The 13,194-nt window shown below is 48.3% G+C and carries 9 protein-coding genes; 4 read left to right on the top strand and 5 right to left on the bottom strand.

What is annotated here, in order from left to right; genetic code table 11:
- Nucleotides 1-108: 108 nt before the first annotated feature.
- The 4 genes from ACOMHB_RS17410 to ACOMHB_RS17395 all read left to right on the top strand — a co-directional run bounded on the left by ACOMHB_RS17410 (nt 109) and on the right by ACOMHB_RS17395 (nt 6,904).
- Nucleotides 109-1,920: an F-box/WD repeat-containing protein gene (locus ACOMHB_RS17410; RefSeq protein WP_448217572.1), complete on the top strand. Its 1,812-nt coding sequence runs from the start codon at nt 109-111 to the stop codon at nt 1,918-1,920.
- A 161-nt stretch (nt 1,921-2,081) separates the two neighbouring features.
- Nucleotides 2,082-3,035 carry an F-box/WD repeat-containing protein gene (locus tag ACOMHB_RS17405; RefSeq protein ID WP_448217571.1) on the top strand — a complete coding sequence of 318 codons (954 nt, stop codon included), beginning with the start codon at nt 2,082-2,084 and terminating at the stop codon, nt 3,033-3,035.
- Entirely contained in the window at nt 3,025-4,866 is a 1,842-nt protein-coding gene (locus ACOMHB_RS17400) for an F-box-like domain-containing protein (RefSeq protein WP_448217570.1), read from the top strand. Before ACOMHB_RS17405 ends, ACOMHB_RS17400 begins: the two co-directional genes overlap by 11 nt.
- Before the next feature lie 151 nt (nt 4,867-5,017).
- Complete coding sequence (locus tag ACOMHB_RS17395; RefSeq protein ID WP_448217569.1) at nt 5,018-6,904, top strand: F-box/WD repeat-containing protein; 1,887 nt, start codon at nt 5,018-5,020, stop codon at nt 6,902-6,904.
- Here ACOMHB_RS17395 and ACOMHB_RS17390 read toward each other — a convergent pair.
- Genes ACOMHB_RS17390 through ACOMHB_RS17370 form a run of 5 tightly spaced genes read right to left on the bottom strand, consistent with a single transcriptional unit; the run spans nt 6,882 to nt 13,194 of the window.
- Nucleotides 6,882-8,609 carry a BatD family protein gene (locus ACOMHB_RS17390; RefSeq protein WP_448217568.1) on the bottom strand — a complete coding sequence of 576 codons (1,728 nt, stop codon included), beginning with the start codon at nt 8,607-8,609 and terminating at the stop codon, nt 6,882-6,884. The genes ACOMHB_RS17395 and ACOMHB_RS17390 overlap by 23 nt on opposite strands.
- Nucleotides 8,603-10,711 carry a VWA domain-containing protein gene (locus tag ACOMHB_RS17385; RefSeq protein ID WP_448217567.1) on the bottom strand — a complete coding sequence of 703 codons (2,109 nt, stop codon included), beginning with the start codon at nt 10,709-10,711 and terminating at the stop codon, nt 8,603-8,605. Before ACOMHB_RS17385 ends, ACOMHB_RS17390 begins: the two co-directional genes overlap by 7 nt.
- Complete coding sequence (locus ACOMHB_RS17380) at nt 10,708-11,742, bottom strand: vWA domain-containing protein (RefSeq protein WP_448217566.1); 1,035 nt, start codon at nt 11,740-11,742, stop codon at nt 10,708-10,710. The genes ACOMHB_RS17385 and ACOMHB_RS17380 overlap by 4 nt, the downstream gene beginning before the upstream one ends.
- Nucleotides 11,735-12,262, bottom strand: coding sequence for a DUF4381 domain-containing protein (locus tag ACOMHB_RS17375; RefSeq protein WP_448217565.1), 528 nt, complete (start codon nt 12,260-12,262; stop codon nt 11,735-11,737). The genes ACOMHB_RS17380 and ACOMHB_RS17375 overlap by 8 nt, the downstream gene beginning before the upstream one ends.
- Nucleotides 12,259-13,194, bottom strand: a complete 936-nt coding sequence (locus ACOMHB_RS17370; RefSeq protein WP_448217564.1) for a DUF58 domain-containing protein — start codon at nt 13,192-13,194, stop codon at nt 12,259-12,261. The genes ACOMHB_RS17375 and ACOMHB_RS17370 overlap by 4 nt, the downstream gene beginning before the upstream one ends.

The following is a 13,194-nucleotide window of genomic DNA, read 5'->3' as shown; positions in this document are numbered from 1 at the left end:
TAACAACCTATTATGAACTTTTATTTCAAAGCCGACTCTAATTGACTTCATCAATTTTGAATATCTTTGCTCATCAGGGGCATGGTGAAGACTTAAGAGAAACCAGATATGTATTCTGACGTTAATCATTCCGACATGGCCGGTTCACCTTCGCTAGCAACTGTGAGCACTTCATTGGGAAAAGAACCATCGGGTGTCAGTGTAGGCAGGTCTGTCACTGTGCCTGACAAAGAAATAAAGAAATCAACTTCATTGCACGATTTACCCGGGGAAATAATCATCAAAATTGCGCGTTTGTTGGAATTTCGGGATATCGTCAGTTTACAACAGGTATCTACTCACACATACACTGCCGTTAAAAACGATCCTGTACTGGAAAAGGCATGGTATTGCCGGTTTTCTTCACCACATCAGTACCAACTAAAGAACATTCTTCCTGTAGAGGATAAAGAACAGCTCCGAAATTGGTTGCGACCTTTTACGAAGGATGAAACGTTAGTCGAATCAATATTAGAACACCGAAGTTATGATTATTTTCCTGCTCTGTTTTATTTCACCAAAGCTCAACTGATGTCTCAATGCAAAACGTTTGATGTAGATACTGAAGTCATCATTGAACATGATGACTCTGTGAAATCAGCCAATTTCAGCGCCGATAGTCGTCATGTCGTGACCGCCAGTTATGACAAAACGGCAAAAATCTTTAGCCAGAAGGCCAATGGATCATGGGAAGAAAAAGTGACCATTCCTCATAATTATTGGGTTAAAGCGGCCATTTTCAGCCCCGATGGCCGCCACGTCGTGACCGTCAGTTGGGATAACACGTCAAAAATCTATGGTCAGGGAGTCGATGGGCTATGGAAACATAAACTCACCATTACCCATGATGGTTTGATCGAATCAGCCACCTTTAGCTCTGATGGTCTCCATGTGGTAACCGCCAGTGACGACTGTACGGCAAAAATTATTAGCCAGATGGCTGATGGATCCTGGGAAGAAAAACTCACCATTTCCCATGATGATTTCGTCAAGTTTGCCATTTTTAGCCCCGGTAGCCGTTTTATGATGACCGTCAGTTACGATCACACGGCGAAAATTTTTTGCCAGGGAGACGATGGAGCATGGAAAGAAAAAATGACTATTTTTCATGATTACTGGATCCGCTTAGCCACTTTTAGCGCCGATGAAGGCCGTTTGGTGATTGTTAGTTGCGATAGCAAGGTGAAAATCTATGACCAGATGGCCGATGGATCATGGGAAGAAAAAGTCACTTTTTTCCATATTCACTATATCAACTCAGCCACCTTCAGCGCCGATGGCCGCCATTTGTTGACGGCCAGTGAAGATAATACAGCGAAAATCTGTGATGAAAAGGCCGACGGCTCTTGGAAAGAAACCATCATTTTCCACGATGACAAAGTCAACTCAGCCACCTTCAGCCCCGCTGGCGATCATCTGCTGACCGCCAGTAGAGATGGCAAGGTGAAAATCTATTGTCTGGAGGCCGATGAATCATGGGAACATAAAACCACCCTTTCCCATGGTAACGATGTCGTCTCAGCCCTCTTCAGTGCCGATGGCCGTCATGTTGTGACCGCCAGTGAAGATGGCACAGCGAAAATCTCTGGCAGGAAGGCTGACGGATCATGGGTTGAGAAAGCCATTATTTTCCACAAAGGTTCGGTCACCTCGGTCACCTTCAGCGCTGACGGCCGCCATGTGTTGACCACCAGTGCAGATGGAACGGCAAAAATCTACGGTCAGGAGACTGATGTGTCCTGGGTAGAAAAAGCCATCATTTCCCATAATCATTCGATTGGATCGGCCACCTTTAGCGATGATGGCCACCACGTGATGACCCTCTGTAGTGATAACAAGGTACGAATTGATAGACTTCGGGGGAATGATTGTTTGCTGTGAAAATAAAAGGGATGCCATTCTGCATGCGCTGAAAGGCAGAAATTTCTTTGCTGGCATTCAATAACACATTATGAACTTTTATTTCAAATCCGAGTCTAACCGACTTCATCAATTTTGAACTTCCTTGTTAATCGGGGTTAAAAACTTAAGAGAAACCAGATATGTTTTCTGACGTTAATCATTCCGTCATAGCCGGTTCGCCTTCGCTACCAACCGTGAGCACTTCATTGGGAGAAGAATCCTCAGGTGTCAGTGCAGGCATGTCCGTCACTGTACCTGACAAAGAAATAAAGAAAACAACTTCACTGCACGATTTGCCCGAAGAAATAATCGTCAAAATTGCGTGTTTGTTGGAGTTTCGGGATATCGTCAGTTTACAACAGGTATCTACTCACACTTACACTGCCATTAAAAACGATCCTGCACTGGAAAAGGCATGGTATTGCCGGTTTTCTTCACTGCACCAATATCAACTAAAGAAAATTCTTCCTATAGAGGATAAAGAACAGCTCCGTAGTTGGCTGCGACCGTTTACGAAGGATGAGGCGTTAGTTGAATCAATCATAGAATGCCGAAAGAGTGATTACTTTCCTGCTCTATTCTATTTCTCCAAAGCCCGGCTGATGTCTCAATACAAAAAGTATATTGCAGATACAGAGGCCGTCATTACCCATGTTGACCGGGTGAACTCAGTCAGCTTCAGCATCGATGGTTGCCGGGTGGTGACGGCCAGTGACGATAACACGGCGATCATCTATGGCCAGAATGCCAATGGGTCATGGGAAGAAAAAGCGACCATTTTCCATAATGGTTCGGTCACATCAGCCAGCTTCAGCGCCGATGCCCGTCATGTGTTGACCACCAGTCAGGATGGAACGGCAAAAATCTATGGTCAGGAGACCAATGGGTCCTGGCTCGAAAAAGTCATCATTTCCCATGATGATTCGATCAGGTCAGCTACCTTTAGCGCCGACGGCCACCACGTGCTGACGAGTTTTAGCCAACACGTGATTATTAATAAGCTACGGATGGATCATTGTTCATTTGCTGCAGCAAATAAAAAGGGACGCCATTTTGCAGGCAGTAACTCAGGAGAAAGCAGGCATGCATTCTAAGCTTAATAACTTCGCCAAAGGTGATTCACCCTCGCTACCACCTATGAGCACTCCATTGGAGAGAGAACCATCGGGTGCCAGTGTCGGCAGGTCCATCACCATACCTGACAAAGAAGCCGGGAAGACAGCTTTATTGCAGGATTTGCCCGAGGAAATAACCATCAAAATTATTCGCTTGTTGGCGTTTCGGGATATTGTCCGTTTACAACAGGTATCTACTCATTTACACGGGGTTATCAAAAGCGATCATGCTCTGGCGAAGGCCTGGTATCAACGCTTTTCTTTATCACATCAAAATCAACTAGAGAAAATTCTTCCTGCTGAAGATAAAGAACAACTTCGTCATTGGCTGCGACCGTTTACGAAGGATAAAGCGTTAGTCGAAGCAATCATAGAACGCCGGGATAGGCATTACTTTGCTGCTCTATTCTATTTCACCAAAGCTCGACTGATGTCTGAATGCAAAATATTTAACGTAGATACAGAACTCGTTATTGATCATGATTACTTTGTCAGTTCAGCCAGATTCAGCACCGATGGACGCTATATGGTGACCAGCAGTTCTGATCACACGGCAAAAATCTTTGGCCAGGAGGATGATGGAACATGGGACCGAAAAGCCATCATTGAACATGAAGGTTCAGTCGAGTCAGCGAGATTCAGCCCTGAGGGTAGCCATGTAGTGACCGCCAGCAATGATGGCACAGCGAAAATCTATGTCCAGAAGGACAATGGATTATGGGAAGAAACGATCACCATAACCCATGATGATCAGGTTAACTCAGCCACTTTTAGTCCCGATGGACGCCATGTGTTAACACTCAGTGACGATGACAAAGTAAAAATCTGCAGTCAGGGTTTCGGTGGTTCATGGGAAGAAAAACTTATCATTTCTCATGAAGCTAAAATCAACACAGTCAGATTCAGTGGCGATAGCCGTCGTGTGGTGACAGCCAGTGACGACTATGATGCGAAAATCTTCGCTCAGCAGGATGATAAATCATGGGAACTACAAGCCACCATTTCTCATGATAACGATGTCAACTTTGCCAGGTTTATTGACGATGGCCGCCTTGTGCTGACCGTCACTGAAGATGATGAGGTGAAAATCCATGCCCAGGTGGCTGATGGGTTATGGGTAGAAAAAGTCACCATTTTCCACAGTGGTGCAGTCAACGCAGTGAGCACCGGTGACGGCCTTGTGGTGACGGCCAGTAGCGATAACACGGCGAAAATCTTCGGCCAGAAGAGCGATGGATCATGGGAACAAAAAGCGATCATTTCCCATGGTTGTCAAGTCAGGTCAGCCGATTTCAGTCCCGATGCCCGCCATGTGGTAACCGCCAGTTTTGACAACACGGCGAAAATCTATGGCCAGAAGGCCGATGGATCATGGGAAGAAAAAGTGACCATTCCCCATGATGACTGGGTTACAGAAGCCTCTTTCAGCCCCGATGGCCGTCATGTGGTGACGGCCAGTGTAGAGGGTGTATGCACACTCTTTGATAAGAATAAAGGCGGCACGGCGAAAATCTATGGTATCAGGGCTGATGGATCCTGGGTCGAAAAAGCCATTATTTTCCATAAGCTTTCGGTCAACTCAGCTACCTTCAGCGACGATGGCTGCCTTGTGCTGACCACCAGTAACGATGGAACGGCAAAAATCTATGGTCAGCAGACCGATGAATTATGGGTCGAAAAAGCGATCATTTCCCATGAAGATCCAATCAAATCAGCCACCTTCAGCACCGATGGACACCATGTACTGACTACCAGTAGTGGTAATAAAGTGCGAATTAATAAATTGCAGATGAATGATTGTTTGCTGTGACAAATAAAGGGGATGCACTTGTAAATGTGCTGAAAGTCAGAACTTTGTTATTTGCACTTAACAACATGTTATGAACTTTTATTTTAAAAACACTTCTAAGTTACATATCAATTTTAAATGTCCTGAAATGGTCATTTAGGAGAAACCACAAGTGCATTCTTCAACTAATAAATCCGACATGGTTGGTTCATCCATACCCCCAACCAAGGACGCACGATTGGAGGAAGAACCATCGGGTGCCAGTTTGGGTAGATCCATCGCTATACCTGATACCGAGATAAAGAAAACAGTCTTATTGCAGGATTTACCCGAGGAGTTAACCCTCAAAATTATTCGCTTGCTGGAGTTTCGGGATATTACCTGTTTACAGCAGGTATCTACTTACTTACACAAGGTTGTTAAAAGCAATCATGCTCTGGCAGAGGCCTGGTATCACCGCTTTACTCCAGAGCACCGATATCAACTAAAGAAAGCCCTTCCTGCAGAGGATGAAGAACAACTCCATAACAGGCTACGACCGTTCACGAAGGATGAAGCATTAGTCAAATCACTTATAGAACTCCGGGAGAGTACTCATTTTCCTGCACTATTCTATTTCACCAGAGCACGACTGATGTCTCAGTGTGAAACGTTTAATTTGGAGCCAAAAGCCACCATTGTTCATCGTCATTATGTTGTCTCAGCCAAATTCAGTGCCAATGCCCGCTATCTGCTGACGGCCAGTCTTGATGGAACGGCAAAAGTCTACGGTCAGAAGGCTAATGGAACATGGGAAGAAAAACTCACCATTTCTCATGAGGATGAGGTTCATTCAGCTACGTTCAGCCCCGATAGTCGTCATCTTGTGACCGCCAGTAGAGATAATACGGCGAAAATTTATAGTCAGAAGGCTGATGGATCATGGGACAAAAAAGCCGTCATTTCCCATAAAAGTACAGTCATCTCAGCCACCTTCAGCCCAGATAGTCGCTATGTGGTGACTGCCAGTAAAGGTGGCAAAGCGAAAATCTATGGTCAGAAGAACGATGGCTCATGGGAAGAAGAAGCCATCATTTCCCATGATCACTATGTCAACACCGCCACCTTCAGCTCTGATAGCCGTTATGTGATGACCTCCAGTAGTGATAAAACGGCGAAAATCTATGGCCAGAAGGACGATGGATCATGGGAAGAAAAAGTCACCATTTGCCATGAAGGCTGGGTGGCGTCGGCCATCTTTAGCCCCGATAACCGTTATCTGTTGACCATCGGTCTCGATAACAGGGTGAAAATCGTCTATGGATCATGGGAGTCAGAAGTCACCATTGACCATGATGACATTGTCAACACAGCCACCTTTAGTGCTGATAGCCGCCGTGTGTTGACAGCCAGTGACGATAACACGGTGCAGATCTACGGTCGGAAGGACGATGGATCATGGGGAAAAGAAGACGAAGACAGTATTTCCCATGGTGACCATGTCAACACAGCGGCCTTCAGCCCCAATGGCCGCTACCTGGTGACGGCCAGTGATGATGACATTGCGCTAATCTGTGGTCAGAAAGACGACGGATCATGGGAAGTAGAGCGTACTATTAATCATGATGACGCTGTCATCTCAGCCATTTTCAGCCCCGATGGTCGCCATGTGGTGACGGGATGTGTGGATGGCTCGGTGAAAATCTATGGTCAGAAGGCTGACGGATCATGGGTCGAAAAAGCCAACTTTTCCCATAAAGGTCCGGTCATCTCAGCCACCTTCAGCCCCGATGGTTACCATTTGGTAACCGCCTGTGAAGACAGCAACACGGTGAGAATCTTTGGCCAGAAGGCTGATGGATCATGGGTCGAAAAAGCCACCATTGTTCATGATTATCGGATCATTTTCGCCACCTTCAGTGGCGATGGCAGCCATGTGGTAACCGCCTGTTGTGGTAACAAGGTCCAAATTAATAAACTTTGCATGAATGATTCATTGCTTTCACTCACGCGGCCAGAATCACCTGGCCAACAAGAGTTTTCAGAGCTCAGAACTACTAGCCCGGATAAAGACTGTTAAGGCCATTGTTTGTTTCGCTGCTCTTTTGCTCTTTACGCAGTTGCGTGCACACCATAATCAGCTCCCTTGCATCAAGCTTTTGTTCCTGACCTGAATAAAGGCTGGCTTCAAGCTGGTTGAACGAAGCCACTAATGGATCACTGTTGAGTTTTTTCAAACATCTGTCCATGGTCGATAATCCTGAGTTGCCAGACAGAGCTTGAACCCATTCAATAAAACATCGGCGGATCTGAATCAGGTCATCGGCATTGCAGGCATTTTCAAATTTTTGCCAGGCTTCTTTCTCATTGAATCCCTGAGGCTCTGTGATGGCGGAAGACTCAATCGCTGGTTTTCGGGAAGACCGGCATCGCCATAATGCCAATAAAGTGATCAGCCAGAGTACTCCAAACAGGGCAGATAAAGAAGGCCAAAGCCAGCCTGGCCCCTGGGTGGTGAGATTAGCAACCACAGGTGGACAAACTGTTTCTGCATTCTTTTCGGTAGTCTGGGTTGGAATCTCTGGAGTCATTGTTAATACTTCGCCGTTTTCCGATGGCAGCACGGTAATGGTTTTGGCAGGAATGGTAGCGACTTTCTCGGTCCGGGTTTTGGTATCAAACCATTGATAATGCACCGGAGGGAGTTCAATCTTTCCGGGGCGGGTTGGAATCAGGGCGATGGCTTCTATCCGGCTGCCAATAACCCCCGAGTCTGTTGCCTTGTCATCGGTCGCAGACTTGTCCGGGTAAGCGTTGATGCCGTCGAGTCTGGGCATGGTAATGGCAGGCAACTGAACACCGGTCAGTCCTTCAGCTTCTACAACAATGGTTCGAGTGATGGCGTCGCCCACTTTGACCTTGTCCAGTGGTGCACTCCAGCCATCGGTCAGGGTCAGTTTTCGGGCAGGCAGCCAGACCGGACCTTTAAAGCTGTCTGGTTGTGGCCGGACATTGAGGGTGATTTCAGCAGATCGGGCTGCAACGGGCTTGCCACTCATTGAAAAAATACTGCCAAAAGTATCCCGGCGGTCTGGCATGGTGGCTGAAAAAGTCAGGCCCGGAATGTCCATCGGACCTGGTTTTTGCGGGTGAATCGAGAAGTTCAGTTCAAAGACACCGTATCGGGTACCGTCCATAACCGTATCATAGTTCCGGGTTTCCCCCAGTTGTTGCACAATAGCACCGTCGATATTTACGGGTGAAAGTCGACGGTCGTCGTAAAGCTGGACCCGATAGTAAATCTTCAGGGTCAGGATCACTTCTTCCTGAACATAAGGTGTTTCATTACTGATTTCAGTTCGGATGAAAACCGGGCCGATCCCACCTGATCCGGCTTTTTGTTCAGTGGGCGTGTTGGATACTTCCAATCGTATAGCTTTTGAAGTCATACCTTCTAATTGCAGGCTGGGTATCAGCAAACGACCGGACTTTTTAGGTGAAAGCGTGATAATCCAGTCACGCCAGGATTCATTTTTACCATTAATAATTCGAACCTGACGACTTTGGCGGGTCCCCAGTATGTCAAAGTCATTTTCCAAGGGTGACAAATCGGGGGCAGCACTGGTATCACTGTCTGTTCTGAGGGTGAGTTCCAGAGTCTCGTATTCTGCCAGATGAGTCCGGTCAACAGAGGCAGTCAGTGCAGCCATCCCCTGTGCAGTGAGAAACAACCCTGTCAGCAGGATCAGTACTTTACTGAGTTTGAAAAAAATTGACTTCACCATGACTGCTCCTGTTGTCTTTTTTGCTCTCTCTGTTGTTGAAGGAATTTGCGCCTGAGTAGGCCACCGGGGTCGTCCGGTATGGTTTTTAACCAATTTTCAATGGCTTGCTGGTCCGGGCTGGTGGTTTGCTGTTCTTCAGGATATCGCAGTGCTTGCTGCGCCTGATCACCCTGTTCCTGAGGCTCTCCGGCACTGGCTTGTTGTTGCTTGCTCTCAGCTGGATTCTGTTGTTCAGACTCCTGATCCTGCTGACCAGAGTATGAGCGCTCTTTCTGATCTTCCTGTTGCTGCTGTGCTGACCGGGATTGAGAAGATTGTTCTTGCTCCTTATTCTGCTGACCAGAATTTTGCGGGTTCTGCTGTTGCTGATTTTCCTGACCCTTGTCGGAACTTTGTTGTTGATTATCAGAGTCTTGTTGCGGATTCTGTTGACTCTGACCCTGCTGGCTCTGATCTTTTTGTTGATTCTGCTGATTCTGCTGATTCTGCTGATTCTGCTGATTCTGTTGATTCTGCTGATTTTGCTGATTTTGCTGATTCTGTTGATTCTGTTGATTCTGTTGATTCTGTTGATTCTGTTGATTCTGTTGATTCTGTTGATTCTGTTGATTCTGTTGATTCTGTTGATTCTGTTGATTCTGTTGATTCTGTTGATTCTGTTGATTCTGTTGATTCTGTTGATTCTGTTGATTCTGCTGCCGGTTGTTGTTCTGAGCCTCTTGCTGTTGCTGCTGCTGTTGCTGCTTTATCAGTTCTTCAATCAGCTTTTTATTGGCGGCGGCATCTTCCATGGCAGGGTTTAGCTCAAGGGCTCTGTCGTAGGCTGCTACCGCTTCATCGAGTTTACCGGCTCGGGAAAGAGCATTGCCCTGATTGTAAAAGCCGTCAGCGGTATCGGAACGGGCAAACTCAGTGGCTGCTTCTTCGTACATACCTGCCTGATAGAGAGCTTCAGCTTTCCAGTCCGGTTGGGTGAATTTTTCAGCGGCCTGTTCGGGGTTTTTGTTGTTGAGTGCTTCCATAGCCTGTTGGTTACTGTTTTGCCAGAGACTGTTCCATTCCACAGCTTCTGCCGGGGGAGAAGGGAGTAACGCAGCCACCAGAAAGACGGTTAACCAGCCTTTTCTGAAACCGGCCATTGCCAGAGGCAAAATCAGCAGCACCAACCAGAAGCCGACATCCTGCCATTGGTCAAACTGACTCTCAACTCTGACTGAGTCGTCATTCAGTCCCGCTTTTGGCAGAACGGTTTGCAAATCACTATCATCCAGAGTCATGTCGGCGTAAACGCCACCTGTCGATTGTGCAAGCTGACGCAGTTGCTGACGTTCCTTCTTCGGAATAATAATGGTGCCTTGTCTGTCTTTAAGGAAGCCGCCTTCGGGCAGGCTGATGGGAGCGCCTTCCTCGCTGCCAATGCCCAGAATTGAGAGAGTGCTGCCACTATCCTTCAGCAGTGAGCGTATCTCGCTGACCTGTGTATCTGGAACCTGGTCGGTGATCAGGAGGATATCGCCTGTTTCCCCCGCCCCTTGCTTGAGTAATTCAACGGCCTGCTCAAGGCCCTTCAGGGCGTTATCTCCTTGTTCCGGCATAATCTGGGGGCTCAGCGCCGGAACCAGATTGGCTAAAGTACGATTGTCGTCTGTTAAGGGAGCCGCAGTGTGGGCTGAGCCTGCGTAGGCCACCAGAGCTGAAAGCCCGTCCTTACGCATTTTAAACAGGTCCAGCAGTTTGTAACGAACTCTGGAAAGTCGATTGGGTGTAACGTCTTTAGCAAACATTTTGTGGGACATATCCACTACGACTACCATGGGCTGAAGGCTCTTGTTGACAGGAGTGGGGATTTTTTGCCAGGTTGGGCCTGCCAGTGCCAGAACAGCCAGTGTCCAGCCTGCCAGAAGCAGGTAGACTGGGAGTCGGTTCTGTTTCTTATTGCGACCCTGCAAAAGGTGTTGCAACAATTCAGGGGCGATAACCCGTTTCCAGTCTCCGGACTGCAGCTGTTGACGCCAGAGAGCGATCAGCAGAATCAGACACGGGATGAAGGCCAGCAACCACAGTGGGCGTAGAAAATGGAATTGACTGATAAACGCATTCACTGGCGATTCCTCCCTGTCTGGCTAATAGATGCTTCAGGAAAGACTCTCAGTGTTGCCATAATCAGGCTGAGAATCAGGGCCAGTGCCAGAGGCCAGAAAAACAGCGCTATGCTGGGCCTGAAGCGTTCTTTGTTCTGCTTTACAGGCTCCAGGTTGTCGAGTTCGTCGTATATTTTTTCAAGCCCTTCGGTATTTTTTGCCCGGAAATACTGTCCACCCGTGAGCTCTGCAATTTCTTTCAGGGTTTTTTCGTCCAGGTCTTCAGAGGGGTTGATCCGACGTGCGCCAATGGATGAACCAAAGAGGCCGGGCTGAATCATTTCATCCGCTCCCAGGCCAATGGTATAAATGCGAATGTTTTCTGAAGCGGCCAGCTTTGCAGCCTGGACAGGCGTAATCTCTCCAGCGGTGTTGGCACCATCGGTCATTAGTATCAGAATCCTGCTGTCCTGGGGGCGTTTACGAAGATGCTTTACTGCCAGACCCAGGGCATCACCAATGGCGGTTTTGTTGCCTGCCATGCCAATCGTAGATTCATCCATGAGAGTGCCAATGGTTTTCAGGTCAAAGGTAAGAGGTGCCTGCAGGTAGGCCTGGGTTCCAAATAGAATCAGTCCAAGTCGGTCGCCCTTGCGTTGGTCAATAAAGTCGTTGAGGACGTGTTTGGTCACCACCAGACGATTCACTGCCTGGCCATTCAGTTCCATGTCGGCGATTTCCATACTGCCGGAGAGGTCGACGGCGATCATCAAATCTCTTCCTGATCTCTCTATTTGAACCGTTTCTCCCAGCCAGGCCGGTCTTGAAGCGGCGAGCACCAGCAGCATCCAGATCAGCCAGGGGATCAGGCTCTGCCAACGCTTAAGTGTTTCCCGGTGCTCAGAATGTTCACCGGCAATATCGGCCAGATCTCGATAAAAAGGGACTCTTAAAGCCGCGCCAGCGGCACGGGGGGCAGGGCTTACAAAACGATAAACCAGCCAGGGCAGGGGGGCGGCCAGTAACATCCAGGGCCATTGCAACTCAAGCATGGTGTTTCCTGATCCAGCGGACTGTGAGTTTATGGAGCTGGTTCACATCAACCTCTGATTTGTCTTTCGCGGTGGACGTTTCTTTTTCTGTGGACATTTCGTTTGCCACAGGCATTTTTTGAAAACGGGCGTCGCCCAGAGACTGTCCGGGTTTCCCGCTGAATGCAAGGATGCCACTCTTTCGGGAGAGAAACTCCAGCCAGGGGGTCCCGTGAAGAGAAGCAACCTTTTCGGCCGGGTAGGCATGCAGTGCTGTCTGTTTTAGTAAACGGTTACAGTCGTTGGCAAACTGTAGCGAATTCTGGTGATTCTGATAGGCGCTGAAAATAATATGGGCCTGTTTGCGTGCCTGCCTGCGGTAACGATTTCGACGAATGTAGCGAACCACAAATAAGGTCGTCAGGGTGACAACCACTATTATCAAAACGGCGGATAGCCACCAGCCGGGAGCCAGCGGCCAGAAACTGACCGGGTCAGGCAGATGATTGGGTTGGAGTTGATCCAGAGGATTGGGTGTCATACCGACCTCCGGGGGGTTATACGGGAGCCAAACCAGGCTTGAAGTTGAGAGCCGGTATCCTGGTCAGCCCCAAGCTCCAGAAGCGGCACCTTGAGACTGGCAAGCTGGCTTTTCAGGGAGTTCTGAAAGTGATGATGCCGGGATCGGTATTGCTGGCGAAGGTTTCTGGAGCGGGTGTTGATGGTTTGCTGATGCATCCCATTGGTGATGTCATAGCGTCCGGGTCTGGGCAACTCAGATTCCAGCGGGTCTGTCACTTGTATGGCCATTAACTCACAATGTCCTGAAAGCCGGGAAAGGTGGCGAAAGCCTTCTTCGTCAAGCTGCTGAAAATCACTGATTACGAAAATATGAGTACCCGGATGAGCCACCCTGCGAGCGTGTCGCAATGCTCTGCCCAGATAGTTGTCCTGTGGTTGGTGAGGGATGGTTTCAGCCTTGAGACTTCTATTATGATGTTCAAGCTTGTTGAGCAGGTGCATCAGGGTTTTTTTGGAACGCTTGGGACGAATCTCACTGAGTCCCTGCTCATCAAAAATTAAACCTCCGATACGGTCACTGTGCTGGAGCGCGGCCCAGGCCAGCAAAGCACCGGCTTCGACAGCAGTGACAGACTTGAAGTTCAACTGACTGCCAAAAAACATCGAATGACTCTGGTCAACCAGAACCAGAACCGGGCGTTCTCGTTCTTCCCTGAAGAGTTTGGTATGGGGTTTCATCCTGCGGGCTGTGACGCGCCAGTCAATAGACCGGATGTCGTCACCAGGTTGATAAGCCCGCACTTCCTCGAAGTCGATCCCTCTGCCTTTGAAAGGGGAATAACCTGTGCCTGCCAGCAAACTGCGGGCACGGTTTTGACGGAAAATGGCCAGTTCCCTGGCCTGAAAACGCAGGCCGACCAGCTCTTTCAGTTGCGAGTATGCTCCACTCAT

Source organism: Endozoicomonas sp. 2B-B (assembly GCF_053470045.1).
The sequence above is the reverse complement of the archived record's forward strand: the minus strand, read 5'-3'. Positions and strand labels throughout refer to the sequence as shown.

What these genes read in the sequence shown, in the direction of transcription:
- ACOMHB_RS17410 (WP_448217572.1), top strand. Translation starts at nt 109, where the DNA reads ATGTATTCTGACGTTAATCATTCCGACATGGCCGGTTCACCTTCGCTA.
- ACOMHB_RS17405 (WP_448217571.1), top strand. Translation starts at nt 2,082, where the DNA reads ATGTTTTCTGACGTTAATCATTCCGTCATAGCCGGTTCGCCTTCGCTA.
- ACOMHB_RS17400 (WP_448217570.1), top strand. Translation starts at nt 3,025, where the DNA reads ATGCATTCTAAGCTTAATAACTTCGCCAAAGGTGATTCACCCTCGCTA.
- ACOMHB_RS17390 (WP_448217568.1), bottom strand. Translation starts at nt 8,609, where the DNA reads ATGGTGAAGTCAATTTTTTTCAAACTCAGTAAAGTACTGATCCTGCTG.
- ACOMHB_RS17380 (WP_448217566.1), bottom strand. Translation starts at nt 11,742, where the DNA reads ATGCTTGAGTTGCAATGGCCCTGGATGTTACTGGCCGCCCCCCTGCCC.
- ACOMHB_RS17375 (WP_448217565.1), bottom strand. Translation starts at nt 12,262, where the DNA reads ATGACACCCAATCCTCTGGATCAACTCCAACCCAATCATCTGCCTGAC.
- ACOMHB_RS17370 (WP_448217564.1), bottom strand. Translation starts at nt 13,194, where the DNA reads ATGAGTGGAGCATACTCGCAACTGAAAGAGCTGGTCGGCCTGCGTTTT.